Genomic DNA, 24942 nt, shown 5'->3' with positions numbered 1-24942 from the left:
GTTAGGATACCAATTTTTCGTGGATGTTTTGATAAACAGGGTCAAAGATATCATTGACAAAGAAATGCCATACACCGATCAAGACGAAAAAGAGAAGGGCTGGCATATAGTAGCTAATGACACCAAGTAGCGCGGTTCCAAGGATGAGCTTGAGAACCGGACGAATGTCCAGCAACATTCCGATCAAACTGAGCTTGATACTGTTGGCATAAGAGAGATCAAAATGAACTTGCAATTTCAAATAAACGGCGTAAGCTAGAGGCGCAACCAAGAGGAAAACCAGATTAAACAAGAGAACCAAAATTTGGAAGAAATTCAAGTGAGGAATCTGGACCATGAGGTACATGCCATAGAGGAGAACCCCTTCAATGGCAAAGAAGGTATAAAAGACTTGATTGGCCGGGCGTAGATTTTCTTTGAAGAGTTCCCAAGCGCGTGACCAATGATAGTCCTTGTAGGTCATGCCATTTTCCGCATAGAGGCTCATGATAGTGGCACTAGCCGGTCCTACTCCTAGTAGAACACCCCCACAGATCGTCAAGACCCAAAAAATCCCTGTTACCAGCATAGCAACATAGACTCTCGTAAAAATGAACTCGATGATTTTTCCCATCATTCAGCCTCTTTTCCAATTAGTGATTCTATTATACCATAAAAATAAAACGCTTTCCCTTATTTGCATTGGTAAATTGAAATATTGATTTTCATTTACAGTTCTATTTTCATAAAGACATGAAAAGGCTCTGGAGATTCCTCCAAAGCCTTTTTCGAACTACCTGTTCTTATTTTTTAGAAGCAAGGAATTCGTCGTATTGTTTTTGCATTTCGTCAAGCACTTTTTGGTAAGCACCTTCTGATTTCAATTTTTCAAGCATCTTAGGAACTTCTACTTCAGGATCCACAGTACCAGTATTGATAGCACCTGCAAATTGGTTCAAAGTATTTGTAAGAGCAGTGATTTCTGATTTCACTTTATCTGTGTTAAAGATGAAGCCAAGTGCTGGAGATTCTTTTGCAGTTTCCAAATCTTTCTTAGATTGTGCAATTTGTTCATCAGTTACGTTTTCGTTGATGTAAAGAATCCAGTTGTTACCAGTGTTCCATCCAGACATGTGAGTGTTTCCGTTGTAGCCATCCAAGACTTTGACACGGTTTTCTTTGCCGGCAACTTTTTCCCAGTTCTTGCCTTCTGGTCCATAAACAAGACCGTTTAAGAGTTCTGGGTTAGTATTCAAGAGATTCAACACTTCCATAGCTTTTTCTTTGTTCTTAGAGTTGTTTGAGATAACAAAGTTAGCTACTTGAGTGGTGTTGTTTTTCTTGTACAGTTCAGTAAATGGTTTGATGTCGATCTTACGGTTTGCTACACGAGAAAGCAAGCTGTTACCGTAGTCAGCTGGTCCTACTGTTTCTTCACGAACCAACCATGTATCTTGAGAAAGATCATAACCAGTGTCGCTCGTTGCTACGTCTTTTGGAATGTATCCTGCTTCGTAGTATTTGTGAAGAGTCTTCAAGTTTTCTACATAACGAGGAATTGTGTAACGGTCAACGATCTTAGTGGTGTCACCTTTCAAGTCAACAACGAATGGAAGTCCATCAACAGCCACATAGTCGAAGTCATCTGAAGGTCCACCGTAGCTCTTGTTCATTGCAAATGGAACAACGTTTGGATCTTTTTCTTTGATAGCTTTCAAGACTGGTTCAAGAGAAGCATAGTCTTTCACGTTTGAAACGTCGATACCATATTTTTCAAGAAGTGGTCCGTTGAAGGCAAAGTTTTGAGAAGATGCCACGTTAGCTGCTACTGGAACAGCATAGATCTTACCATTTACAGTGTTCCCTTTGATGTAAGCTGGGTCAAGTGCTTTGTAAAGGTCTTTCCCTTCTTTCTTGTACAATTCTGTCAAGTCAGCATAAGCACCTTTTTGAGCGTTGATCACGTAGTTATTAGCAAAGGCAATATCATAGTTTTCACCAGATGAGATGATAACGTTCATTTTTTGTGCGTAGTCACCCCAACCAAGATATTGAATATCCAATTTTGCGCCAACTTTCTTTTCAATGATCTTGTTGGCGTTTTTAAGAAGAACATCCAAGTTATCTGGTTTATCACCGATTTGGTACATCTTGATGATTGGTTTACCGTCTTCAGTTGTTGCTGACTTCTTGTTGTTCCCTGTAAGGTTTCCACAAGCAGCAAGAGTAGCTCCAAGAGCGATGACACTAGCAGATGCTAACGCGTATTTTTTCCAATTTTTCATAAGAAAAATCTCCTTTATGTTATTTTCTTTTTAGACTAAGTTATGAGTTGAAAATCCTGCTGATTTTCAATGAACGATGTTATTCTTTCACACCACCGATGGTCAAGCCTTTTACAAAGTAGCGTTGGAAGAATGGATAGAGAATGGCGATTGGCACTGTTGCCACAACCACCATGGCCATACGTCCTGTTTCCCGTGGGATGGATTGTACAGCTCCTGCCAATTGGCCGGATACCCCGACGTTTTTAGCGATGTAATCCATATTGTTTTGGATTTGCATCAAGAGGTATTGCAATGGGTAAAGGTTGTCACTCTTAATATAGAGGAGGGCATTGAACCAGTCGTTCCAGAACCCTAAAGCAGTGAACAAACTGATAGTCGCAATCCCTGGTAGAGACAATGGCAAGCAGATTTGGAAAAAGATCCGTGTTTCACTTGCCCCATCGATCCGAGCGGATTCAAGGATAGCTTCTGGAATGGTCCGTTTAAAGAAGGTCCGCATCAAGATGATGTTAAATGGACTGAGCAACATTGGGATAATCAAAGCCCCGATGGTATCACCTAACTGCAAGAGTTGAGTGGTCACAATGTAGCTTGGAACCAACCCTGCACTAAAGAGCATACTAAGGAGTGAAAATACGGTAAAGAACTTGCGGTATTTAAAGGTACTCCGTGAGATTGCGTAAGCATAGGTTGTGGTGATAAAGACATTACATGCTGTTCCCACAATGGTCACAAACAAGGTAATGAAGAGGGCTTGCAAGATTTTGTCTTTGAACTGTACCAAGAAGAGGTAACCATCAAATCCAAATTTTGCTGGCCAGAATTGGAAGCCATGGACTGCCAAACTTTGTTCGTCAGTCAAAGAGATCATGACAACGAAGATGAAGGGAAGCACACAGGTCAATCCGACTAAGGTCAACAACAAGGTAAAGAAGAAGTTGCTCTTCTTACTGAAAGAATGGATCCCGACATTATCAATTTTTTCTTTTTGAATGGTTGATTTTTTCATACGATCCTCCTTTCTAGAAGAGAGCGGCATTCTTATCAATGCGACGGGCAATGATATTTGAGATTAAAACAAGAACCAAACCGACTACCGATTGGTAAAGACCGGCTGCTGCTGTCATCCCGATATCCCCTGACTTGGTCAAACCGTTGTAGACATAAACATCAATAACGTTGGTCACACTATAGAGCGCTCCAGCATTATGCGGGATTTGGTAGAAAAGACCGAAATCTGCGCGGAAGATATTTCCGACTGCAAGAATAGTCAAAACCGTAATCAAGGAAGACAACTGAGGAATGGTGATGTTGCGAATGCGTTGCCACTTAGACGCACCATCCACAGTCGCTGCTTCATAGTAAGTTGGGTCAATTCCCATGATGGTTGCATAGTACATGACACTACTATAACCAAAGCCTTTCCAGATTCCTAAGAAGAGGAGAAGCGCTGGCCAGATCCACAATTCCGAGTAGAAATTGATGGCTTTCATACCAAATGAAGTTAAGATGTGGTTGACCAATCCTTTGTCCACGTTAAGGAAGGCATCGGTGAAGAAGCTGATGATAACCCATGATAGGAAGTATGGGAAGAGCATGGAGGTTTGAAGCACCTTGACCACTCTTTTTGATCTCAACTCACTAAAGATGATGGCGATCCCAACGGAAACAATCAATCCTAAGAAGATGAATCCTAAGTTGTACAATACCGTGTTTCTTGTAATAATGTAGGCATCTTTGGAACTAAAGAGGAACTTGAAGTTGTCAAAGCCAACCCACTTACTCTTCATGACACTGTCAATGAAGCCCTCTCCCGTAATATGATAGTCCTTAAATGCTACGATATTCCCAAAAACCGGAATATAGAAGAATAAGATTAACCACGCTGCACCAGGTAAGACCATTAAAAGAAAAATGAAATTTTCTCTCAGAGTCCTTACAAACTTTTTCATTTAACTCCCCCCTTTGAGCCTTGAGCGTGTTTATTTACTTTGGTAGCGTTTACATCACCTATTATAAGATAGCCCATTTACATTTTCAAACTCCTAATTATAGAAAAAATTCTACAAATTTATGACATAGCTTTAAAAAAGAGTAGAAAAGGGTGGTCGTAAAGACAGTTCCTCTTCTACTCCTATCCCACCGTGGATGAGATACCTGTCATCCAACTTGGCATTTTTTACGTTGTATAAATGGTCGAAGCTGTCGCAATGGTGTGCCATTGATTAGCTGTTGTGGCTGCGAAGTCCTGATCCCCGTAGAAATCGTTGAATGGTAAGATCTCTTCTTCTAGTTCATCGATACATGTGATGGAACCAGCTAGGTAGTTTTCAATCCGACTTTCTGCTCGCTTGATGCGTTGCAAGAGTCCACCCATACGGATATCTACGGTATCCAAGCCGAAGACCTTGTTTTCTTTCAACCATTGGTGACTAAAGAGGTCATGGAAGTGTTCAATCTGGCTTCTGAGTTTTGGCAATTCTTCCTGAGCGATTTGTTGCAAGCTCTCTTTATCACCTGCGTGATAGGCCTCACGGATGCGTCGTCCTACATCGACCTTGCTACTTAAAATAGCATTCAACTGTGCCTGAGTTTCAAAGAGATAAGCGTAGACGCCCGCTTTTTCTTTAATGTCAGAAAGAATCTCAGCTGCTTGGGCAAAGTGTGGCTTGTCCTGTTCAGGTGTCATGTGCTTGTCAAGAATTGGGCAAAGAACATCCTGGTAAAAGACATAGCGGTTGGGATTGATGCCACTGAGATTGTCTGGTAGGTCTGGCAAGAGGTTGGCAAGATCCAGCTGCATAAAGTCCTCAACAGATAGACCTGTATTAGTCTTGAAGTGGGCAGATAGACGCTCTAAATCATTGCGATAGCTAAGTTCTGCCCAGATTTGTAAGCTTGGCAAGATAGAGAACTGGGCTGTTTCCCCACCATTGTCCCCCCAACCCGTCACGATAACTTCCTTGATTTGGTTGGCACGGCAAGCTTTATTGGCTTCTACTGCAATGAGACGGCTGAAATGGTTGTGGGGCGTAAAACCAATCCACTTCCAAGCCCCACCTGCAAAGGCAATATCCTGGCTAATCTTGTGGTGGTTACTGAAGTTACGATTGTATTTTTCTTCGCTATCCTGATAATAATCCCAGTAAACCAAGGTCACACGGTCTTTGAGACGGTCAAGGTAAACACGCGTTTCTTCTGGAATTTCCACCTCACGGTCGTACTGGCCATCTGCTGACATGAGCTTGAAGAACATATCGCTCCACATCTGGCAGTGGAAACCATACTTATCGGCAATATCCAGCACGCGCTCCAAGTGTTGACACATGAGGAGGCTACGATCCACCACACCATTTAGGATAAGGTAGCGTCCCAAACCAACCAGGTGGGCTTCGTCCATCCCGATATTGACCTTGCGAGTTTGTAGTTTAGACAACGTCGCAAACATACCGTCAATCAGGTCGTAAACTTTTTCTTCACCGATGAGAAGAATATCTTCTACATCGCGGAGCTCTTGCACTTCTTTGACGCCCCATTTGACAAAGGCTGATAAGTGAGCCAAAGTTTGGATACATGGCACAAAGGTCATGTCAAACTGCTGGGCGTAGCTTTCGATTTCCTGTAACTCTTCAGCAGCATAAGCCCCACGGAAATAACCAAAGTAAGGCTGCCCCTCGATTTGATAAGTGTCTTCCATGTAGAGCTCAAAGGTTGAATAACCCATGAGAGCCAAGACTTCAATCATCTGTTTGGCAGAGGCGACATTGAGCACGGCATTGCGCGAACAGTCCGCCATATAGGCTAAATCTTCATAGGCCGCCTGCTCTTCAATCTCTACCTTGTCCCCTTCTGCTAAAGCTGTTGCGAGCACAGATAAGGCACGGTAGAGTTGATGAGGTTTACGGTAGGTCAATTGATACTGCCCATTCTCCCCCTTGATAGAGATGGAAGCATGGTCAGACTGAGCGACTGCCACTTCTACATCTGGTAGAGAAATGTGATTTTGGAGCAACTCTAAAGCTTGCGCTTGTTTACTGTTGATTCCGGTAAAACTTACCATTGGTTTTCCTCCTGTAACCAGTTGACAAGGGCACCGTAGAGATTGGCATCTGCCTGATAGGTGCAAGCTTGAATGACTGGAGCGATGGTATATTCTTCATATCTTTCCACAAAGGCATCTACGGCTTTTTGCACGCCTTTGATAAAATCAAGGTTCTGACTGATAGAGCCGCCTAGACTAATCACATCTGGATCAATCAGGTACTGGATATTGAGCAGTCCTTGAGCAAGATTACGATTCATGCGCTCAATAGCTTCTTGGCAAAGGGCATTACCTGCTGCCGCCTCTTGGTACACCTTGCGGCCATCCCAATCGGTTTGACCAGATTTTTCAATCACATAGCGAACCATGTTTCCTGTAGAAGCGAGTTGTGACCAGTTATTGAGTCTTTCTGCGGGCTCGATTGTGGTCATGTAGCCAAACTCACCGCCCAAACCATGACGACCACGGTGTAGCTTCCCATTGATAATCATGGCTCCACCGATTCCTGTACCAATCACGACACAGGCTGCATTTTCAATCTCAGGATGAGCTAGCAGTTCACTGAGTCCAACACAGTTGGCATCATTTTCTAGGTGGATAGGAAGCTTATGATGAGCAAGCGCCTCATACCATGAAAAACCATGGATGTAAGGAATGGCACTGATCCCTTCAATTACCCCTGTTTCTTGATGAACGGCTCCTGGCACACTCATGGCAATCCCACGGTAGTCACGTTCTGACAATCGCTGATCCAACCAAGCTAGCAACTCTTCCAGAGTCTCTGGCGTTGCGGTGCTGGCCTTATCTAAAATCTTTCCATCAGGAGTTAGACTAGCAAACTTAATGCCAGTCCCTCCGATATCAATCGTTGCAATGGTCATTGCTTTTACCTGTAAAAAGGAGCGAATCAGCAGTCGGTTCTTACTCTTTTCGCTCCTCCTTTCTTTTTATGTTATCTTTTTGAAATTAGATTTCTTCTTTTTTGATCAATTCTGTACGAATTTCTTGTGGTGCCAATAGTCCTGAATGAACTGGATATGGGCGTTCCAATAAGTCAAGAATGGTTTGTTGTTTTTCAGACACGCGAACATTTTCTTGACTCATATTGTAGTAACGAAGGACGTATCCTTCTTCATTTTCAGCAACTTTAAAGGCTGTTGGGCAGACTTGTGGCAAGTTGAGGGCTGCATGGTTGAAGAGACTACCTGTTGCAGCAACTCTACCTTCTTGTTTTGCAACTTGAAGAGCTGTAAATGGCACCTGGAAGGCTTTAGCACGACGGAAGGCCGAGAAGCGTTCCCCTGCTTGATGGCATTCTACTGCAAACTCAACTTCGATATCGCGCAAGCACTGAGCTTCTGGCGTTGGGAAGTAGCCCCAGTCACCTAGCTCACCTGAAGCACGGAGAAGGGTTACAGCCATGGTGTCGTCCTCAAGGATTTCGTATTCGTGCAATCCTTTATTGGCTACTGTCACTCCTTTAACATCGTCATACAAGCTAACAAAGGCTTGTTGGTGTTGTGGATTTTCAGGATTTCCCCAAGAAGCTGCTGGTTTATTTGGTCTTGTAACAACTTCATAGATGCTTTCAGAATCATTACTTGGGCGTGTGTTATGAGTTTTGACCAAGAGACGAATGCGGTGGTCTTTGGCTGTATTGGTAAAGCGAGTCTTGAAGCGAATTTGTGGATCATCTACAAAAATGGTCATCTCCGTTTCAAGAGGAATGGTTGTCAACTCTTCTGAACGACCTGCATCTCGTTTCATGAACTCGATGATACCTCTTTGTTCAGCATCCAATTTTTCATCTGCGCTAACTGGAATAGTCAAGTCATGTTTGAGCAAAACCTTAGCATAGCGAGCATTGTTTTCCAGAATTTCATAACCTTTCAGTTTTGCGAAAATTGGCTCTGTTCCTTTTGGTTGGAAATAAATGTACTCATTCCCGATATCGCCACGGTCCTCAAATTGGATAAAGTCCTCGTAAGCTTCGTTTGTAGTCTTGTCGTAGACTGTGATACCTTCATCTACACTTACTGTCACAAATGGAGTATCAATAACTCCATTTTGGAAGATACCATCGCTTTGTGCTGCTGGCCCTTCGACTAGTTGGAAGCTTGACCAAGAAAGTGGTGCAAGGTGAATTGGAATTGTCACGCGCACTTGACGTGCAATATAAGGTTGACGGAATTTATCCTTAGGCAGGGTATAGCCAAAGCTTGCTCCCAAGTCCTCAATCTCTGCTTCTACAAGATGTCCATCTAAATCCTCTACATGGTAGTCTGGCAAGCTCAAAGCAGCCATTTTCTTGAAGCCTTCTGTCGGATGCAATTCCTTAAATGGACAAACCGCAACATCGACAATCGTGCTGACGGTGTCCACCTTATTATGCAAGCCAGTGTTGATGACCGTAAAGAGGTGCTCACTCTGGGCTTTTTGAGTCGCTAGTTTACCCTTCCATTCGTTCAGAAGGTTGGTCTTGACAAAGTTTCCGACTTGGTTGACCTTGGCAAAACGAACTTCCATTTCACGGTGAACATCATCTACGCTACATCCACAAATACTATCGTGTGGCGCATTTTGTAAGAGTGTCTTCCAAGCATAGGTCAATTGATCCTTATGGTTGTGCCCACCAGTAATGATGGTCAAAGGTTCCACCACTTGCTCGAGCAAGTTGCTGTTTTCTTGGAAGGCTTGTTTGAGGTAAATACGTGAAGAAGAGGTATTAGCAAGAGTGTACCAACCATCGGTTTCCTGACTGGTCAATTCTCCCGTAACCGTTGATAATTGTTCGGGAAGTGCACTTTCCACTGCTTGCACATATTCATCAAAGGAGCTATGAATAAAGGTCACGTCAGGGAACAGTTCGTTGGCCACGCGAATAGCTTCACTCAAGTTTCGTTGAACCGGTTGGTGGTCGCAGCCGTTCATCATTAACCATTGGTTGGTTGAGGCATAGTCGCGAACATCTGCCAATTTTTGTTTCCAGAAAGCCAAAGCTTCGTCTTTATCCACTGGAATTTCGTTCCCGTTACTGTACCAGTTGGCAAAGAGAATACCCAGCACACGGCTACCATCCGCCCCTTGCCAGTACATTTCAGAAAATTGAGAGGTGAATTGCTCATCTTCGAGGACTTGGTTGTCAAATCCGATTGGTTTGACCCCACGCCCAAAAGCTGCTACGTGAATGCCTGATTTTTGAAGGATTTGAGGAGCTTGCCCCATATTTCCAAAGGTATCTGGGAAATAACCAATCTGAGTAGATTTGCCCCATTTAGCGCATTCAGCCTGTCCAATCAAGGTATTGCGGACATTGGCTTCGCTGGAGATCAAGTAATCATCCTGCAAGATGTAGAAGGGACCAATCTTGAGCTTGCCCTCGTCGATATAGCGCTGCACCTTGTCGCGATTTTCAGGGCGAATTTCTAAATAGTCATCGAGGACGATGGTTTGTCCATCTAAGTGGAAACTTTTGAATTCAGGGTCATTTTCAAAAAGATCAAAGAGATTGTCAAAGAGTTCCACCAATTGCATGCGGTGACTTTCAAAAGGTAGATACCACTCACGATCCCAGTGGCTGTGAGAGATAATATGTACAACAACATTTTCCATGAGTAAAACCTCATTCTAACTTAAATTTAAAGATATATTTGTGATTCTTGACAAGAATCTGTCGAGCAAGAGCTCATTAGCGAATATCCAAGTAATCCAAGACTAATTCGCAGAACATCATGTTGGCCCACGAGAACCATTCACGCGAGTATTTGGTTGGATCATCTACATGGAAACTTTCGCGCATGACACCCGTGCCTCCATCGCAGGCAACCAGCTGATCGAGCAAGAATTTTTTCTCAGCTTTATCTGTCGTTGTCAATCCTTGAATAGAAAGGGCAATCGGCCAGATATAGCGATAAAAGGTATGAGAACTTCCGAGTCCACTTGCGTACTTCCCTTCATAGAAGTAAGGATTTTCAAGGCTCAAAATAGTCCGACGAGTGGCTTGGTAGACTTCGTCGTCGATGGCGCAGTAGCCCAGATACGGAGCAGCTAACAAACTTGGCACATTTGGATCATCCATGATGCTAGCATTTCCTAAACCATCTACCTCAAAGGCATAGATTTTCTCGCCCTTGCTGTTAGTCGTGTAGGCGTAGTTTTCGATCCCTTCTTGAATCTCCGCTTGGAGGCGTTTGGCATCTGCAATGATGCTTTCACTATCAGCTAGATTCAATGTTGCAAAGATTTCTTGGACATAACCCAAAACAACCACTGCAAACATATTGGATGGAATCAAATAGCTATACTGACAGCAGTCATCACTTGGACGAAAGGCTGACCAGGTCATCCCTGTCACGGCAAAATCTGGCCCAAAGCCGTCATTCACCAGCGTGTCTTCCTTACGATCAGTATCTCGAACGAAGCGATAAGGGGAGTTGTTATGGTCTTGTTCCACCGTCCAGAGATGAAGAATCTCCTTAGTCGCTGTGACAAAGGTTTCATCAAATTGGCTAGTCTCACCAGTTTCTTTCCACAGAAGATAAGCCAGCTGCAAGGGATAGCACAGCGAATCCACTTCATACTTGCGCTCCCAAATCCAGCCATTCAAATCGGTGTGGTCGGTCTCGTGATGGCCTTTCCAGTTCTCCTCAATATTAAAAGAGTTGGCATAAGGATCCTTGAGAATCAAGGTCATCTGACGTTTGACCAAACCAGCAATGGTCTGGCGCAATTGGGAATCTCGTTTAGCCACATGAAGATAGGGCCTCAATTGAGCCGTTGAGTCACGCAACCACATAGCTGGGATGTCCCCTGTTAACACAAAGGTTGACCCATCTTCTAAAATTTCAACTGTATTATCCAAAGTATCTGTATAACAACGTTCAAAGACATCCACCCACTCAGGGTATTCCTTAGCACGCTCAGCCACTTGATCCAACCATTCTCGCACAATTTCTTTTGAATAGGTCATTTATTTTCCTCACACGTATCGATTCTTTCCTATTCAGTATAAAAGATTTCAAATGGGAAATACATACGCAAACTATAGCCCTTTTTCTACAAAATTTTCCATTTGATAAAAACGCTATCATATTTGACAACACTTTGATACAATGAAGAAAATACCACCGCGTGTTCCAAGAAAAACACAGATCATTTAAGGTTGATGAAGAAAAAGGAGACAAGATGCGCACACATTGCCAAACCATCGATACCCGCTGGGGAAGCGATAATCATCCCCACTATTCGCACGGGAACACCCTCCCTTATACCGGAGTCCCTTTTGGGATGAACTACTTCCTTCCCCAGACGACACACGAACAGGGGGCTTGGTTTTTCAACCCCAATCTCCCTATTTTTCAGGGATTTCGCCTCACCCACCAGCCTAGTCCTTGGATAGGAGACTACGCTTGGTGCCTCATCACGCCCATCACAGGGGAAGTTGCAAGTTCCGACCTCTTCCGTCGTCAAAGCAGTTATTCGATGAAAGAAGCCGTTTTCCAACCCCACTACCTCCGTATTTTTTCGGAACGTTATCAGATTCAAAGCGAGCTAGTTCCAAGCCGCTACGGGGCTATCATGCACTTTCGAGCACCAGAAAAGCTGACACTCTGCTTTCATGCAGCAAAGGAACTAGAGGACTTGACTCTGACAGGCCAAACCTGCCACTTCCACATTCTGGATCAGGCCCATACCGCAGATACTTCCTACTCTTTCTATCTCCAGTGGCAATTTAGCCAGCCGATTGAGAGCGTCACTCACATCGATCAAGATCTTTTTCTGACCTTTGCGAGCAATGAAGTGACCGTCCAATTAGGAACTTCTTATCTGTCCCAAGACATGGCTCACAGCCATCTTCCCCACCTTCCCTTAGAAGAAGCTAAAAAAGAAGCAGCCGATCAATGGAATCAGCTGCTAAAACGAATTGAAGTAAAAGATACCGGAGGGCGTGACCAAGCCTTTTTCGATCATTGCCTTTACCGACTCCTCCTTTTCCCTCAAACCTTTTATGAAACAGATACCGAGGGAAATGACTGGCACCTGGATGTCACCCATAATGAAATCAAACCAGGAAAAGCTTATACCAATATCGGATTTTGGGACCTCTTTCGGACCTCTTTTCCGCTCTTTAGCCTTGTCTACCCCGATTACTACCGTCACTTTCTCGAAGGATTTTTAAACACTTACAAGGATACTGGTTTTCTACCAAAATGGTTGGCCCCAGATGAACGAGGGATGATGCCAGGTACCCTCATTGATGGGGTCTTTGCGGATGCTGTCACAAAAGGGATCGCACCAGACCTACATGAAAACATGCTGACAGCTATGCTCCAGACAGCTCAAAAAACAGATCCCACTCAACATTTTGGTCGCCATGGCAATGAAAGCTACAAGGCCCTTGGCTACCTACCCGATGATTTTCACGAAAGTGTGAGCCATAGCCTAGATTATGCCTATAGTGATTTTTGCATTGCTACCGTTGCCAAGCAATTGGGTCAGACAGAAACAGCCACTCGGTATACTGCTTCCAGCCTCTCCTACCGAACATTGTACGATGCCCAAACAGGCTTTATGAGAGCACGATCCACCAATGGAACCTTTAAAGAACCCTTCTCTCCTACCAGCTGGGGAGGAGATTATGCAGAATGCTCTGCAACGCAGGCTACTTTTGGAGCCTTACATGACCTCTCCGGCCTGATAGAGCTAATGGGCGGTAAAAAAGCCTTCACCCAACGACTGCTGGATCTGGCCAATCAAAAACCTCAATTTGATGTAAAAGGGTATGGCTATGAAATCCACGAAATGAGTGAGATGGCCCAAGCCCCATTTGGGCAGATTGCCATCTCCAATCAACCCAGCTTTCACATTCCCTACCTCTTCCGTTACAGCCTACATCCCGAATACACCAATCTCCTGATCCACCAGATCCGTTCCCAAGCTTTCCATCAAGATTTCCAAGCCTATCCAGGTGATGAGGACAATGGTAGTCTATCTGCTTGGTACATCTGGTCAGCCCTTGGGCTCTATCCAACCTGCCCAGGAAAACCAATCTATGATCTGGGCCTCCCTCTCTTTAAAGAAGTCCTTCTCCATCTTCCCAAGCAAGAGCTCAAAATTTGCGCCAACTCACACACTGCAGGGGCTTATTTCATCCAAAAAGCCCTATTAGATGGCAAAGAAAAACAAGAGGTGTCCCATCAAGATCTCCTTGAAGCCCAATTGCTCCAGTTTGAGCTTTCTTGGCTCCCCCCACATGTATAAGAAAAGAGAGTGGGACAGAAATCGGTAATTCGTTAGAATTCGATTTCGTCGTCCCACCTCCGCACAGTTGAGTAGGGCTGTAAAAGCTGATGAAATCAGCGTAGTAGAGCCCACTCAACCACTGCGTCTTGCTCGACAATCCAAAAACAATTGAGAGGCTAGGACTTGTGTCCCAGCCTCTTTTTTCTGTTATTCATCTCCTACATGATAATAGATCGATCCTTGTTCTCCAAAACTAGCGATACCAACACCAGACCACAAGCGGTTTTTAGAGGCATCTGATGTGTCCTTAAAGACGACTTGCCCTTGATCATCGACCTGATCACCAATGGTTACCCCAGCAGGAATATACTCCAACAAGAAGCCCCCATCACGACCACCATAAATGCCTTCTGAGGCGGTCCCATAATCCGTCAAAGAAGCTCCGTAGCCCTCTAACTCTTGTGAGACCAACCCTTTGTCGTTAAAGACCAGCTTGTTTCCCTTATCATCTTGCCAGACACCAGAAATACTGCTGTAATCTCCATTGGCAATCGCTTCAAGATCCATTTTCTTCACTTCTTTTTTCTCTTCTTTTTTTTCTTTCTCCTTCACTTCCGAACTAGAAGCATTCGTCTTTTTGACTTCAGAAGAGGTCGTCGTTTGACTAGAGGAAGGGGTTGATTTTTTGCTCGCTCCCTGTTGCGAACAAGCCACCAATAAGACGACACTAAGAAAACTCACAAGAATTGCACCAACTTTTTTCATTTAAAATTCCCCATACATTTTTTTAGTTTAAAGCCCTCTCATTGTAACGTATTTTCAAGCATTTGACAAGCTTCACTCCTCATTTTTAATCAAAAAGAGACCAGGATAATCAGTCCTAGTCTTTCTTTTGATATAGCTCTTAATGAGCCAGCATTTCCTGTGCCACTTCTAAACCAGATAAGTTGGAAGGATAATACGTTGGCCAATTTTCCAACTCATCATAAAGCGCCTCTTGACTCTTTCCTCCATGGAAAATGTGGAAGTGAGCTGCCTTTACCGGAGTAATTTCATGGTCACTAAATTGAACATATTTGAAATCTCCCGCATCGCTCTCTTTCGCTTCAAAGAGATAACGAACACCACGATTTCCCTTCTTATAAGTCAAAATGTGCTTACCTACGTATTTATAGGTATATTTCTTAGAAGATCCTTTTTGATAAAACTCCATTGAATCCTTATCAATCTTAATCCGATCAATATCTGTTTGGTAACCCTTGGTATAATATTCCTTATACTCAGCAGCAGTCATGGTTGGATTTAATTTTGCCTTATAATCAAAGACCTGATCCAAAGTTCCATCTTGCAAGTATGGATAAACGGATTTCCAATCACCCGCATAATTTGCTAAGCTACGATCCTTCACTTGACTATCCTCGAAATAGCCCTTTTGAACTGTCTTATCATCTTCCTCATGTTCCGGTTGAATATCCTTACCAGCTTGTGACGTTGTTTTCTCGAGCGCCTTCAGATTTTCCTTCATAACAGACACGTAGTCTTCGCCATCTTTCATTTCTTGATCCGTCAAGCTTTCCAAAGGATTTAAGACAGCTAACTCAACACCAGCTTCAGAAGACAAGGTTTTCGCCAAGGACTTAGAAGCATTTTCCTCAAAGTAAATCACCTTGATCTCATTTTTCTTGATATACTCTGTCAATTCACGCAATCGTGCAGCAGAAGGCTCACTATCAGGTGAAATCCCTGAAATAGCCACCTGGTTTAAGCCATAATCCAAGGCCAAGTAACGGAAAGCCGCGTGTTGAGTCACGAAATTCTTTTGTTTCGCATCTTTCAAGCCATCCTGATAAGCTTGATCCAAGGCCTGTAATTTCTTTAGATAGGCTTGGGCATTTTTCTCAAACGTCTTTTTCTTATCTGGATAAGCTGCCACCAATTGATCACGAATCGACTCTACCATCTTCATGGCACGATGTGGAGAGAGCCAAAGGTGAGGATCATATTCATGATGGTGTTCTTCGCCACCTTCGTGTTCATGTTCCTCTTCCAATCCAGGAAGCAAGACCATGCCCTTGGTAGCATCGATCACTTTGGTTTTCTTATCCTTCATTGATTTCAAAAGATTTGGAACCCACGTTTCCATATTTTCATTTTCATAGACGAAAACATCCGAATCTTGAATCATAGCCCGCCCCTTAGCAGACAATTCATATTCATGAGGCTCTGATCCCGCTCCAATGAGCAGGTCTACCGTTCCTTCATCTCCGACAATATTTTTTGTAAAATCATAAACAGGATAAAAAGTGGTCATCACTTTTAATTTCCCATTTTGGCTCTGACTTTTGCCACAAGCTGTCAAAACAAGTGTTAAAGCCACTAACAATAACCAACCAAATTTTTTAAAGTTCATATCTATTTCCTCAAACGTGATCCAAGATTCACAAGCAAGAACAGTGCCACAAATAAAAGCGTGATGCTGGCACTCGCTGGTGTATCTGCAATATAAGACAAAATCAACCCACTAAACATCCCGATAAAACCAATGATGACCGCAATCAGCATGACCCCACGGAAGTTCTTCCCTAATTTCAGCGCAATACTAGCCGGTAAGACCATGATGGTTGAAACCAATAACGATCCTGCTGCAGGAATCATTAAGGCGATAGCAACCCCCGTTACCACATTAAATAAAATGGACATGGTCCGGACCGGAAGGCCATCTACAAAGGCCGTATCTTCATCAAAGGTCAAAATATACATAGGACGCAAGAATAAGGCCGTCAACACTAATACAATAAAAGCAATCACAAACAAGGCGATCACCTGTTCATCCGTAATGGTTAGGGTAGAACCAAACAAATATTGATCCAAGCTCATCGAGCTTTTCCCACCACCACGCATCAGTACCAAAGCTAGGGCAAGACCAGTGGACATTAGAATTGCCGTCCCGATCTCCATAAAGTCCTTAAATAAGGTCCGCAAATACTCAAGAAAAACCGCAGCTATAATGACAATGATCATAGTCGAAAGCGTCGGAGAGATCCCAAGGAAAAGCCCAAAAGCGACACCCGCAAGAGAGACGTGACTCAGCGTATCACTCATCAGACTCTGCCGTCTCAAAATCAAGAAAATCCCTAGTACAGGAGAAAAAAGACTCATGGCAACCATAGCCAACAAGGCTCGCTGCATAAAATCATACTGGAATAAATCAAGCATGGTCACCCTCCCCTTCTATATCATGGACGTTAAAACATCTCCAAGGAGAGCTCTGGTCGCGAACCAAATGAATATTCCGATCCGCAAACTGGTTAACCTCTTCAGGATCATGCGTAATCATCAAAACAGATTTTTGATGGTGATGCGCACTGTGATGCATCAACTCATAAAAATCACTCTTTGTCGTCGCATCCATCCCTGTTGTCGGTTCATCTAAAACAAAGATATCCGGATCTGAAGCAAACATCCGAGCAATGACAGCCCGTTGTTTCTGACCACCAGACAAAGAACCAATCGCCCTATCCTTGAACTCCAGCATCCCAACAGATTCTAAACTCTTTAGAATATGCTTTTCATCGTGCTCATTCAACTTTCGAAACCAGCCTTTACGAGGATACCGACCTGACTTCACAAATTCATAGACCGTACTGGGAAATCCTGCATTAAAACTAGCAATCTGTTGCGGCAAATAAGCAATCCTTAACTTCTTTCCCTTAACATTCGTCTTTGAAATCTCAACTGTCCCGACCTTGGGCTGTAAAATCCCAAGACTAGCCTTAATCAAGGTTGACTTAGCAGCACCATTTTCACCGGTCAAGGTTACAAACTCCCCACTGTCTAAGTAGTAATTGATTCCTTCCAGAACCGGTTCCCGGTCATAATAAAACGATAAATTCGAAACCGTAATATACCTCAAACTATAACTCCTCTTCCAATAAATCTAAAAACCGCGAAATGACCCCTTGCTCATTCTTAGTAAACTTCGACAAAACATCCTCGTAAGTGTGAAGAGTATGCTGATGGTGGTGCTGATGCTCTAATGCAATTGGCTTACCAATCTCAGTTAAGCGATAATAGAGAACTCGAGCATCATTCTCATCACGATAAGTCTCTAACATCCCCTGGCTTAATAAGGGCTTCACGGCCTTTGTGATAGCCGCCTGACTGACATTCAATTTCTTAGCTAAGACAGAATTGGTTAGAGCTTCATCAGCAACCAGCATCAAAATATGTTCCTGAGTGTTGGTTAATGAAACACCACTTGTACAAGAACCGACTAAAATCTCATGCTGATTTTCTGATAACAATAAAATAGAATTTAAAAATCGATCGATTTTGTTTGCAACTTCAGACAAAATAAACTCCTTCTAATTCACTAAAAGAAACTTTACCGGTTAATTATATCATAAAAAAGAAAAAAATAAAACAAAAAAAGGAGTAAAACTCCTTTATAATCTATACCGGCGGCCGGGGTCGAACCGGCACGTCCTTGCGGACACTGGATTTTGAGTTCTATGAATACATTTTTTAAATCTTATAACCTTGATATAATAGAGTTTTAAGAGTTTTAAATCTTGCAAAATAGACTCATTTTTCAAATTTTAGTAACTTTTTGGTAACACTCTATACCTTATTGTTCTAAGAGCATCATCAGAGAATAGACGATATGTTCAAACCGGTTATATTCATCCAGAGGTACTCAAGACAGTTGTACGATCATTTGAGGTATATGGAATGTTAATAAACTAGACATAAATTAGGTCTAATTTTTGTATAAACGACTCTAATATTTTTCTTTTAGAAAATTCCTAAAGCATTTTTTACTACTCTAATACCATCATCAATACTTCCGGCATACTGGATGTTTTGTTTAGCTTGGTTAATTTGAAAATCTGAAACAAATGTTCCTGGTGTCAAACTTTGACTATCAAATCCATTCGAAACTGTAAACGTGTATTTCCCAGTCCAATCTTTTTCAACAGTTAATGTGACCATTTTATTTTCTCCTTTAATTAGGGTAAGTGTTTTTTATTATTATAACATAAATAACTTTTTAGCCCAAGAATTTGATAGTTCGTTTTCTAACAAAACTTTTTCTTGCCATATACCAGAATATTTTAAACCACAATCTTTAGCAGAATTTTTATGATTACCATTTATATTCTCAGGCATAAGTGCCGGTATTTCTTTCCAGATGCTTCTTGATTTACCACTCATTGTTAATACTCTACCATCATGAAAATTAAAAGTACCATAGCCTTTTTTTTGAGGTAAAAACGATAAGTTTTCACTTGGTATATATAGCATATTAGATTTCAAACTACTCATATGTTCTAAAGAATGAGGATGAAATGGGTACATATTCTGCAAACATTCTTTATCATTCGTCATGTCACCAATTTGCAAATAACCATAAATGATATTTAAATCAGGAGCATTTTTCTTAAAACGCAATGTTCCATTGTGAATATCTCCTTCAGTTTGTCTAAACCATCCAAAAAATAGAAAAAGGTCACCGATAGAAACATTATGATTTCGTAATATTCCCTGAGAACTTTTGATTTGGCCAAATGCTGGTCTCCAATTAGAAACAGAATTATTCCTAATATTTTCTCTTATGTCCGGGTCAAGATGACAATTAAAATGGTTTGTTTTATCTTCCTTCCCCTTTAATTGTTTTAATATATCTGAATATAATACCCCATTATAGTTTAAATCATCAAAAGATATAGTGTCAAATTTAGCAGGTATTGGTAATGAAAGTAGGGTTCCATCAGGTAGTATAGGACTAGAGATACCACCATTAGATGAATCAAATCCTTTTCTTGATAAAATTATTTTCAAAATTCTTTTCCTCGTATAAAGAATGGGTGATAAGGCAAATCCATTACTTTGTTTTGTGAACCAAGTATAGTCTCAGCAAATTCCATTAATTCTAATACATCAGTAAATCTCTCTTCCGAGTTATAAAATCCATTTTTGGCATTCCATCTTGGGAATGGTTTTCCATTTATTCTCGCTCGTTCTCCCATCGGAAAAAAATCTAAAATTTCTTTGGGAATTTTAAGTGGAGACTTACCAAAATAATTAAAACGGTCTGCAAGAATCACTACTTCATTCATAAAACTTGATTGGTTTAATCCATTCTTTTCAATCATCCATTGATAAGTATAAGCATCTCTTCTATTATTAGATTTTGGAGATAGTAAATATTCTTTCATTGTTAAAATTTCACTAATTTTAGCAACAAAAATTAGATGATTATATTTTGGTGTGATAAACATTCCTTGCTCATCTCTCCATTGTTTCCCATCGTTTGAATGCCCTGCTACAGCCATTATGTATGCATCTACAGACTTCGAGTTTATTTTTTCAGCCCAGTTCTTTTTAATATTCCTTCTTAACTGAAGCATACACCCTCCTTCGGTAAGAAGATGTGGTGTTGTATCATAATTTTCTGTAAAAACACAAGGATTGATTCCATAATCATGAGTCATTCTATAGCAGTAAATAATGGTTTGTTTGTCCACTTTTTTATCTCCTTCTCTCCAAAATTTTTTGTATTCTGATAGATTGAACTAAATGATTACCCAGAAGTAACTTTCATAATTCTTTTCACACTCTCATCTTTTTCAACTAGAAAGCAATCTGGAAAAGTCATCTGTTCCCATTTTTTATAATCAAAACTTGGATCAAATTGATTGATTAAGATTCCTAGCAAATTTCCATGAGAGCTTAGTAAAATGGTTTTATCTGAGTATCTTTCTTCCAAGTCCTCTATCAAATCTAAGATTCTCTTTAATGCTTCTCGATTAGACTCACCTCCAATAAGTGATTTATCTGGATTTTGCCATAAATATTGAATCGTTTCTTCAAACTCAGAATCTTCAATAAATCTTGAGGATAATTTTCTTTCACGCAAACGATCATCAAGCACTATCTTATCAAATTGTATAGGAGAACTATTTACTGTCTCAAAAGCTCGCTTATAAGGACTAGAAAAATAGTAATCAATATTAAAAGAATTCAAAAACTCCAACTGCTTAAGAGATGTAAATCCTTTTTCCGATAAAGTTCTATTAAAATCATCACTCGAAAATCTCGAATGGGCATGTCTAAGTAAAATATAAGAATTGTTCATAAGTTATAATTACGCTGAAAATACATATAAGGAGGAAAGTTGTTTTATAAGCTCATATTATCTTACTTAACTATAATTGTCAAATCAGTTACGGAGTGTTAATCAAATAAACTTTCAATCTGCATTAAAATAATCACAAACCTCTTTAAAAAGGGTATGCAATATTTCTTGCTCTTCTTCATCTAAATTATTTTCAGAGACTAGCTCATCCAAATACTTAGGTAGAGTAGAATGGTTTTTAATTCCATTCATAACAATCGCAAATTTCAGATCATTTAGTTCAGTTTTATTAAACTCTTTTAACTTCTTCATATCAATTCTAGTAATTGGATGAGGAATAACATCTAGAGTACTGTAAATGGTTTTTCCTAATAAATAATCTGTCGTTGTATCAAACAACTTCGCTAATTTGACAACAGCTTCTAAATTAGGCTCTAAAGTTCCATTCTCCCAACGAGAATAAGTCCCTTGTTGTACACCAATCATCTCAGAAACTTGTACTTGAGTTAACTTCTTACTCTTTCTCAGTTCCTTAAGACGATCTCCAAAAGTATCATTATTAAACATTGTATCCTCTTAAATATTCTATTCGGTATATTTTGACTTGACAAAATATTCTAAACGGTATAAAATGGAATTATTCCATAAGGAATATTTATTTTAAGATTAAATATTCCATTGAGAATATTATAGCATAAAAGGAGGTAAAAGCGTATGTAACTAGTAGTCGATTTAAAAAATTTTAATAAAGGAGGTAAGATTCGACAAAATAAAAAAATCTTGAAACAAATGTGCCGTTCGTTCCAAGATCAAAACATATTATGTAACAATTATACCACAGAAAACTCTTCAGTTGCACAAGAAAATTTCGGAGGTTTCACAAAAAGATGACCAATAAAGAGTTAGTCAATCAAATTTCTGGCCTAAACTCTACCTCTACTCTTAAAAATTGGATTAAACTGATTAAAGAGATAAGTGGCAAGGAATTTAAAAAAATCAAAATTCCTATCAGTAGAAATCCCAGAACTCATCAATTAAGTTATACAGTTACCTATGACTTTACAGACGAAGACCTTAGACAATTTCAAAAATTAGCTAAACTAAAACTTGAAATAGGTTTAAAAGAAGCTATACAAGCCGTATTTGGGAGTCTAGCAGACAATGAGCATGAATCTCTAAACCAAGTAATAGATGAGCTCTACGATGAACTGATTGCCTTAAAACAGGAATTTAAGCGAGAAATGCGACTGATAAAAATTGAGAATTCCAACCTAAAAAAGAAAATCCAAGATATTGAAGAGTCGATGCAAACCGGCTTACTAGGGTTTGTTAACAAGAGGTCAAAAAATAGGTTCGGCTAATAGCGAGTTTTCGGCTGAGCCAGGAGGCAGAAAGCCGAAAATGAGCGTAGATGCGGACGGACCATTTTTGACCGATAGGGTGTGTAGTAACACCACCCTCTGCAAGTTAGGTGTACCATCGAAAAAATTCAGTATTACCAAGGGTTTTGGAGATTTTAAGGGTGGCAAAATTAGGCAAAAAGTTGAATCAAAATCTATGGCAAAAAATGAGCATTTACGTTCTGTATTTGACTGGATTCAAATTCAGTTTGATAAGACTGAATTTTCGCCAAAAGAAATAATCGAAGATATCCTATTTCTTGACTTTGACCTATTTATTGAGAATAAGGGGAGCCTTAAATACTATAACTATGATAGCCAGCTTCATTATGGGAATATCCGTATCTACTATGGATCGAAAGAGTCGTCCTACATGCTTGTCATGTCAGGACAGGCACTAGAGTTCTATAGAGATATGGTATTAGATCCAAATAGTCTCTCCGAAAGACAGTTTCTGAACAACCTCTACTACAATTACATTCATTTTTCAGTAAGACGAATTGATATTGCAATAGATGATTTTAATGAAACACCCTATTTCACTCCTAATCAACTTCTAAAGATTTGTCAGAAGAAACGCTTTCTATATGGAAAAAGCACCTACTACAATACCTACGGAGATGAAACGATCGGTCAGACCTTATATTTAAGAAAACCCAATGATGATGAAAGACTTAGAATTTACGATAAGCGCTTAGAACAAGCTGAAAAGCTCGGGATCAGCAAGCGGTATATAGAAAATTGGATAAGAACTGAGTTAGAACTTAGGAAAGCAAAAGCTCACTACTTCATTCAAGAATGGTTGCATTCAGAAATAGATCTTCTTAACTTTACCAAGGGATACCTCAAAGAAAAAGTGAGGTTCTATAGTGATAGTCACTTCTCAAAACCTTTGAGATCTTGGGAAAAGTTTTTAGGTCACTCAAAACCTGTCTCTATCATTATTTCAAAACCAAAGACAGAACTAGAACAAAAATTAGAATGGTTTACCTATAAAGGTTCTGGAGCTATTCTAAAAGCGTATAAATTTCTATACGACAATAACTTACTGCATGAGTATGAGAAATCTAACTATCTCGCACTCAACAATATGGAATATCCACCAGATTTAGCAAGTGGATTAATAGAAAGGGCAATTCTCTTTAAAAGAGAAGATTTAATCCCTACAATCAAAGAAAATATCAAAAGGAGAAATTAAATATGGCAAAAATGCTCTCACAAAATGACTGGAATTTCAATAACATTGGAACAAAATTTGAATTGGATGAAGTCATTCCAAAATTTGAAACGGAAGTCCGAGCAGATGCAAACGGAGAAATTATCAAAAACCGAGATGGTAGCGAAAGACGTTTTAATACCGATAAAATCATTGGTTGGAAATACAATGTAACGATCAAGGATGGACAATTCAAAAAGAAATCAACCCAAGTCTCAGTAGACAATCCAGAAGCTTTAGTCGATAATGACTATATCCAAGCAATGGATCAAGTACCAGTTACATTTGACAATTTACAAGCTACTATGATTAGTTCAACGATGTATTACAAGGCGGATGCTATCCATTTAGTAGATGTAAAACAAAAATAAGTATAAGACAAGGGGAGTTAATCCTCCCCGTACTTAATCTAATTAGAAAAGGAGAGCACGTGATTAAAACTGTAACAAAAGATGACCTTATCGAACTTGGATTTGCTCCAGGAACTGCAAGAAAGATTATCCATACTGGCAAATTACTATTAGTGAATCGTGGTTTTAATATCTACGATAACAAACGGATTGGTACAATTCCAGCCAGTGTCGCTGAAGAACTACTAGGAATTGAACTCCAGAAAGAAGCATAATGAATGACTATTCGTAAAACTAAAAGTGGTAAATGGACTGTTGATGTTTCTAACGGTTTCCACCCAGTCACACAAAAAAGAATACGTATTATTCGTAAAGGATTAAAATCTAAAAAGGAAGCCCTAGAACTTGAACAACATATTAGAGTTGTAGAATTAAAAGAAAAACAATTTGACTTTGTAGTAACAACAGATATGTTATTCGACTTACTTGAAGAAGATGATTTGAAAAATGGCAGAAAAGTAAGCTACACAAGTACACAAAGAAATAATTATGAGCGTCATATTAAGCCATATTTTAAAAATACAAATTTAAATAAATTAACGTATGACCATATATTCGAATTTCGTGAATACCTAAAAACAAAACCTAAAAAACAAAATGAAAATGAAGTTTTAAGCTATAATACAATTAATAAGGTTCTGATTCTACTTAAAAAAATTTTTGATACTGGTATAAGAAAATCACTCATTGATAAAAATCCAGTTAAGAATCTGAGAAAATTACCAATTAGGAAGCCTGATATTAAATTTTGGAGTATAGAAGAATTCACGAGATTTAGAGGACTTATTCGAGATGATGAAATAAGTTATGACCTGTTTTTCGTAATTGCTTTCTTTACTGGAATGAGAATGGGAGAAATCCTCGCATTGAACTGGAATGATATAAATCTTTTAACAAATACGATTTACGTTACCAAAACGGTATACTTTGTTAATAATACAAGCTACATTAATACAACAAAAACACGATCAGGAACTAGAAATATAACAATAAATCAGAAATTAGCAGAAATGCTAATAGATTGGAAAGTAAAACAAAAAGAAAAACTTGAGGAATTTACGAAAAATACTGAAGAACTTCAAATAATACAGAGTACACCAATATCAATTACAAAAAATATGATTGATAAGAAGTTTAAGCAAATACTAGAAAGGGATAAAGATTTAAAGAAAATAAGAATTCATGATTTAAGACACTCTCATGCATCATTACTTATAAATCAAGGAG

Annotated in this window: 24 protein-coding genes (1 of these 24 running past the window's edge); 6 read left to right on the top strand and 18 right to left on the bottom strand. The window is 40.1% G+C overall.

Annotated features, from left to right (window positions below; translation table 11 throughout):
- Position 1 precedes the first annotated feature (1 nt).
- From TZ97_RS00190 to TZ97_RS00155, 8 genes are all read right to left on the bottom strand, one after another.
- On the bottom strand, positions 2-613 hold the full coding sequence (locus TZ97_RS00190) for a YesL family protein (protein WP_045758983.1): 612 nt from the start codon (positions 611-613) through the stop codon (positions 2-4).
- 169 nt (positions 614-782) lie between these two features.
- Positions 783-2264, bottom strand: a complete 1482-nt coding sequence (locus TZ97_RS00185) for an ABC transporter substrate-binding protein (RefSeq protein ID WP_045758982.1) — start codon at positions 2262-2264, stop codon at positions 783-785.
- Between the two features lie 79 nt (positions 2265-2343).
- Positions 2344-3276, bottom strand: coding sequence for a carbohydrate ABC transporter permease (locus TZ97_RS00180; RefSeq protein ID WP_003004100.1), 933 nt, complete (start codon positions 3274-3276; stop codon positions 2344-2346).
- A gap of 13 nt (positions 3277-3289) precedes the next feature.
- Positions 3290-4219, bottom strand: a complete 930-nt coding sequence (locus TZ97_RS00175; protein ID WP_003009701.1) for an ABC transporter permease — start codon at positions 4217-4219, stop codon at positions 3290-3292.
- Between the two features lie 227 nt (positions 4220-4446).
- Positions 4447-6327 (bottom strand): beta-N-acetylhexosaminidase, encoded by a 1881-nt coding sequence (locus TZ97_RS00170; RefSeq protein ID WP_045758981.1) that lies wholly within the window; start codon positions 6325-6327, stop codon positions 4447-4449.
- Entirely contained in the window at positions 6321-7190 is an 870-nt protein-coding gene (locus TZ97_RS00165; protein ID WP_021154266.1) for an ROK family protein, read from the bottom strand. Before TZ97_RS00165 ends, TZ97_RS00170 begins: the two co-directional genes overlap by 7 nt.
- 85 nt (positions 7191-7275) lie before the next feature.
- Positions 7276-9921 (bottom strand): alpha-mannosidase, encoded by a 2646-nt coding sequence (locus TZ97_RS00160; protein WP_045758980.1) that lies wholly within the window; start codon positions 9919-9921, stop codon positions 7276-7278.
- A 76-nt stretch (positions 9922-9997) separates the two neighbouring features.
- Positions 9998-11278 (bottom strand): glycoside hydrolase family 125 protein, encoded by a 1281-nt coding sequence (locus TZ97_RS00155; protein ID WP_045758979.1) that lies wholly within the window; start codon positions 11276-11278, stop codon positions 9998-10000.
- A gap of 215 nt (positions 11279-11493) precedes the next feature.
- Here TZ97_RS00155 and TZ97_RS00150 point away from each other — a divergent pair, with 215 nt between their 5' ends.
- On the top strand, positions 11494-13569 hold the full coding sequence (locus tag TZ97_RS00150) for a GH92 family glycosyl hydrolase (RefSeq protein WP_045758978.1): 2076 nt from the start codon (positions 11494-11496) through the stop codon (positions 13567-13569).
- 189 nt (positions 13570-13758) lie between these two features.
- Here the strand turns inward: TZ97_RS00150 and TZ97_RS00145 are convergent, their stop codons facing one another.
- The 10 genes from TZ97_RS00145 to TZ97_RS00100 all read right to left on the bottom strand — a co-directional run bounded on the left by TZ97_RS00145 (position 13759) and on the right by TZ97_RS00100 (position 21256).
- Positions 13759-14316, bottom strand: a complete 558-nt coding sequence (locus TZ97_RS00145; protein WP_045758977.1) for a DUF6287 domain-containing protein — start codon at positions 14314-14316, stop codon at positions 13759-13761.
- 139 nt (positions 14317-14455) lie between these two features.
- Entirely contained in the window at positions 14456-15961 is a 1506-nt protein-coding gene (locus tag TZ97_RS00140) for a zinc ABC transporter substrate-binding protein AdcA (RefSeq protein ID WP_045758976.1), read from the bottom strand.
- 2 nt (positions 15962-15963) lie between these two features.
- Positions 15964-16767 carry a metal ABC transporter permease gene (locus tag TZ97_RS00135; protein ID WP_045758975.1) on the bottom strand — a complete coding sequence of 268 codons (804 nt, stop codon included), beginning with the start codon at positions 16765-16767 and terminating at the stop codon, positions 15964-15966.
- A complete protein-coding gene (locus TZ97_RS00130) occupies positions 16760-17464 on the bottom strand; it encodes a metal ABC transporter ATP-binding protein (RefSeq protein ID WP_003009673.1) in 705 nt (234 codons plus the stop codon). Before TZ97_RS00130 ends, TZ97_RS00135 begins: the two co-directional genes overlap by 8 nt.
- 1 nt (position 17465) lies before the next feature.
- Positions 17466-17903: a zinc-dependent MarR family transcriptional regulator gene (locus tag TZ97_RS00125; protein WP_003004547.1), complete on the bottom strand. Its 438-nt coding sequence runs from the start codon at positions 17901-17903 to the stop codon at positions 17466-17468.
- Between the two features lie 442 nt (positions 17904-18345).
- Positions 18346-18543, bottom strand: a complete 198-nt coding sequence (locus TZ97_RS00120) for a hypothetical protein (RefSeq protein WP_045758974.1) — start codon at positions 18541-18543, stop codon at positions 18346-18348.
- A gap of 39 nt (positions 18544-18582) precedes the next feature.
- On the bottom strand, positions 18583-19392 hold the full coding sequence (locus TZ97_RS00115) for an Nmad3 family putative nucleotide modification protein (RefSeq protein WP_045758973.1): 810 nt from the start codon (positions 19390-19392) through the stop codon (positions 18583-18585).
- Positions 19389-20078: a hypothetical protein gene (locus tag TZ97_RS00110; RefSeq protein WP_235287865.1), complete on the bottom strand. Its 690-nt coding sequence runs from the start codon at positions 20076-20078 to the stop codon at positions 19389-19391. Before TZ97_RS00110 ends, TZ97_RS00115 begins: the two co-directional genes overlap by 4 nt.
- A 56-nt stretch (positions 20079-20134) precedes the next feature.
- Positions 20135-20689: a histidine phosphatase family protein gene (locus tag TZ97_RS00105; RefSeq protein WP_045758972.1), complete on the bottom strand. Its 555-nt coding sequence runs from the start codon at positions 20687-20689 to the stop codon at positions 20135-20137.
- Positions 20690-20803: 114 nt separating this feature from the next.
- Positions 20804-21256: a helix-turn-helix domain-containing protein gene (locus tag TZ97_RS00100; RefSeq protein WP_045758971.1), complete on the bottom strand. Its 453-nt coding sequence runs from the start codon at positions 21254-21256 to the stop codon at positions 20804-20806.
- A gap of 320 nt (positions 21257-21576) precedes the next feature.
- Here TZ97_RS00100 and TZ97_RS00095 point away from each other — a divergent pair, with 320 nt between their 5' ends.
- The 5 genes in view from TZ97_RS00095 to TZ97_RS00075 are tightly spaced (at most 59 nt apart) and all read left to right on the top strand, a layout consistent with a single transcriptional unit that may run on beyond the window.
- Complete coding sequence (locus TZ97_RS00095; RefSeq protein WP_045758970.1) at positions 21577-22050, top strand: hypothetical protein; 474 nt, start codon at positions 21577-21579, stop codon at positions 22048-22050.
- Positions 22051-22090: 40 nt separating this feature from the next.
- Positions 22091-23287 (top strand): replication initiation factor domain-containing protein, encoded by a 1197-nt coding sequence (locus TZ97_RS00090; RefSeq protein ID WP_004182182.1) that lies wholly within the window; start codon positions 22091-22093, stop codon positions 23285-23287.
- A gap of 2 nt (positions 23288-23289) precedes the next feature.
- On the top strand, positions 23290-23676 hold the full coding sequence (locus TZ97_RS00085) for a hypothetical protein (RefSeq protein ID WP_001096844.1): 387 nt from the start codon (positions 23290-23292) through the stop codon (positions 23674-23676).
- 59 nt (positions 23677-23735) lie between these two features.
- Positions 23736-23930: a DUF3173 domain-containing protein gene (locus tag TZ97_RS00080; RefSeq protein WP_000598356.1), complete on the top strand. Its 195-nt coding sequence runs from the start codon at positions 23736-23738 to the stop codon at positions 23928-23930.
- A 3-nt stretch (positions 23931-23933) separates the two neighbouring features.
- Positions 23934-24942: the 5' portion of a tyrosine-type recombinase/integrase gene (locus tag TZ97_RS00075; protein WP_004182166.1), read on the top strand. The gene runs 125 nt beyond the window's last position; the window shows 1009 of its 1134 coding nt (coding positions 1-1009); it begins with the start codon at positions 23934-23936; its stop codon lies off the right edge, out of view.

The sequence above is a fragment of the Streptococcus parasanguinis genome (genome assembly GCF_000963275.1).
In the GTDB taxonomy this organism is placed as follows: domain Bacteria; phylum Bacillota; class Bacilli; order Lactobacillales; family Streptococcaceae; genus Streptococcus; species Streptococcus parasanguinis_B.
This window is presented reverse-complemented; position numbering and strand designations above follow the sequence as displayed.

Bases quoted from the DNA above. Each gene is read 5' to 3' on its own strand.
- TZ97_RS00185 (WP_045758982.1), bottom strand. From the start codon at position 2,264: ATGAAAAATTGGAAAAAATACGCGTTAGCATCTGCTAGTGTCATCGCT.
- TZ97_RS00190 (WP_045758983.1), bottom strand. From the start codon at position 613: ATGGGAAAAATCATCGAGTTCATTTTTACGAGAGTCTATGTTGCTATG.
- TZ97_RS00175 (WP_003009701.1), bottom strand. From the start codon at position 4,219: ATGAAAAAGTTTGTAAGGACTCTGAGAGAAAATTTCATTTTTCTTTTA.
- TZ97_RS00180 (WP_003004100.1), bottom strand. From the start codon at position 3,276: ATGAAAAAATCAACCATTCAAAAAGAAAAAATTGATAATGTCGGGATC.
- TZ97_RS00105 (WP_045758972.1), bottom strand. From the start codon at position 20,689: ATGAACAATTCTTATATTTTACTTAGACATGCCCATTCGAGATTTTCG.
- TZ97_RS00155 (WP_045758979.1), bottom strand. From the start codon at position 11,278: ATGACCTATTCAAAAGAAATTGTGCGAGAATGGTTGGATCAAGTGGCT.
- TZ97_RS00100 (WP_045758971.1), bottom strand. From the start codon at position 21,256: ATGTTTAATAATGATACTTTTGGAGATCGTCTTAAGGAACTGAGAAAG.
- TZ97_RS00085 (WP_001096844.1), top strand. From the start codon at position 23,290: ATGGCAAAAATGCTCTCACAAAATGACTGGAATTTCAATAACATTGGA.
- TZ97_RS00135 (WP_045758975.1), bottom strand. From the start codon at position 16,767: ATGCTTGATTTATTCCAGTATGATTTTATGCAGCGAGCCTTGTTGGCT.
- TZ97_RS00170 (WP_045758981.1), bottom strand. From the start codon at position 6,327: ATGGTAAGTTTTACCGGAATCAACAGTAAACAAGCGCAAGCTTTAGAG.
- TZ97_RS00160 (WP_045758980.1), bottom strand. From the start codon at position 9,921: ATGGAAAATGTTGTTGTACATATTATCTCTCACAGCCACTGGGATCGT.
- TZ97_RS00095 (WP_045758970.1), top strand. From the start codon at position 21,577: ATGACCAATAAAGAGTTAGTCAATCAAATTTCTGGCCTAAACTCTACC.
- TZ97_RS00090 (WP_004182182.1), top strand. From the start codon at position 22,091: ATGAGCGTAGATGCGGACGGACCATTTTTGACCGATAGGGTGTGTAGT.
- TZ97_RS00150 (WP_045758978.1), top strand. From the start codon at position 11,494: ATGCGCACACATTGCCAAACCATCGATACCCGCTGGGGAAGCGATAAT.
- TZ97_RS00120 (WP_045758974.1), bottom strand. From the start codon at position 18,543: ATGGTCACATTAACTGTTGAAAAAGATTGGACTGGGAAATACACGTTT.
- TZ97_RS00165 (WP_021154266.1), bottom strand. From the start codon at position 7,190: ATGACCATTGCAACGATTGATATCGGAGGGACTGGCATTAAGTTTGCT.
- TZ97_RS00145 (WP_045758977.1), bottom strand. From the start codon at position 14,316: ATGAAAAAAGTTGGTGCAATTCTTGTGAGTTTTCTTAGTGTCGTCTTA.
- TZ97_RS00140 (WP_045758976.1), bottom strand. From the start codon at position 15,961: ATGAACTTTAAAAAATTTGGTTGGTTATTGTTAGTGGCTTTAACACTT.